Source organism: Synechococcus sp. WC101 (genome assembly GCF_047461555.1).
GTDB lineage: Bacteria > Cyanobacteriota > Cyanobacteriia > Thermostichales > Thermostichaceae > Thermostichus.
This window is the reverse complement of record NZ_JANSHG010000299.1, coordinates 1-1,250: the sequence shown is the minus strand read 5'-3', so window position 1 is coordinate 1,250 and position 1,250 is coordinate 1. Positions and strand designations below refer to the sequence as shown.

2 protein-coding genes are annotated in these 1,250 nt (G+C 63.4%); both read right to left on the bottom strand.

Annotated elements, in window-relative coordinates; translation table 11 throughout:
• A partial coding sequence (locus NW809_RS12650; protein ID WP_414402303.1) for an A/G-specific adenine glycosylase occupies nucleotides 1–598 on the bottom strand: 598 nt, incomplete at its 3' end.
• Between the two features lie 86 nt (nucleotides 599–684).
• Nucleotides 685–822, bottom strand: coding sequence for a hypothetical protein (locus NW809_RS12645; RefSeq protein WP_041438154.1), 138 nt, complete (start codon nucleotides 820–822; stop codon nucleotides 685–687).
• Between the last annotated feature and the right edge of the window lie 428 nt (nucleotides 823–1,250).

Sequence of the window (1,250 nt, the reverse complement as noted above, 5' to 3'; positions counted from 1 at the left end):
GCCAAGGACATTGGCCACAGCGAGGCTGCCGGGGCCGGCAGATGGTCGCGCCCAAGTCCATCAGGGCCTGGTTAAAGGTGCGCGGCTGCTCGGGATCCAGCAACTGCTGCGAAAGCCGCCACAACAGGGGCAGACAACGGGCCGGCGGCTGGGGCAAAGCCACCAGGCGGGCCAACACCCGCTTGACGTTGCCCTCCAAAATCGGCAGGGGCAGGTCAAAGGCGGCGCTGAGAATGCCGCCAGCGGTGGTGCGCCCGATCCCCGGCAGCGCCAGCACCTGCTCCAGATTCCTGGGAAACTGGCCCCCGTGTTCCTGCATCAGGATTTGAGCAGCTCTGTGCAGATTCAGCGCCCGCCGGTAGTAGCCCAGCCCTTCCCACAGTTTCAGCACTTGTTGCTGCGGAGCCGTCGCCAACTCTGGGATCCCGGGCAGAGCCTCCATCCAGCGCTGAAAGTAGGGGATCACGGTTGCCACCTGGGTCTGTTGCAGCATCACCTCCGCCACCCAAATGGCATAGGGATCCCGCGTGCGTCGCCAGGGCAGATCTCGACCCTGCTGGCAGTACCAACGCTGCAAGGACTGCCGCAGGCGCTGCAAAACTGCGCTGCTCCAACCTAGCGACTGCTCGCCAGCAACCGCAACCTCGGACTCTCTTCCAGTCCGTCGAGAAGGAACCTGGGATCTCAAGCCGCGTAAGCGAAGTGCAACGCCCACCAGATCAGGGCCGAGACCACCCCCGCCACAATGCTGGCCGAGATCAGAACCACAATTGGGCTATCCGCCCCCTTGAACCTCATAATGCCGCGGTTGTAGTCAGCCATTGTTGCCTCCCACCAGCTTCGGCTTTGGGGTGTCGAGGATCTCACTTGGGATACGTGTCGCGATGGGGAAACTCCGTTATCGACCAACCCCCTCATCTCTAGGATAGCCAATTTGGCCCGGATCCGAGCCGCCCCCCAAAGAGGGATCCCCGTCGGGCAAGCCCTACCGCCTCCGCTGGTCGCAAAAGTTAGAGCACAGGAGCCGCCCAGGCAGAGGCTTGGGCAGCCAACTTCCCTGCTATTTAGACAACCTGCCGACGGCGGGGCCCTGCAAGAGACAGTCCACCCGGCCCAGCAGGTATAAAAGGTGCCCTCCCAGGGCTCCGCGCCGCCTAGGCGGCTGAGAAGTCGCCTCTCAGGTTTAGCGAGGGAAAACCACCTGGGCCCGCAACTCGCCGGCAGGATTGGCTTGCGTATGGATGTTGAGG

Bases quoted from the DNA above. Each gene is read 5' to 3' on its own strand.
- NW809_RS12645 (WP_041438154.1), bottom strand. From the start codon at position 822: ATGGCTGACTACAACCGCGGCATTATGAGGTTCAAGGGGGCGGATAGC.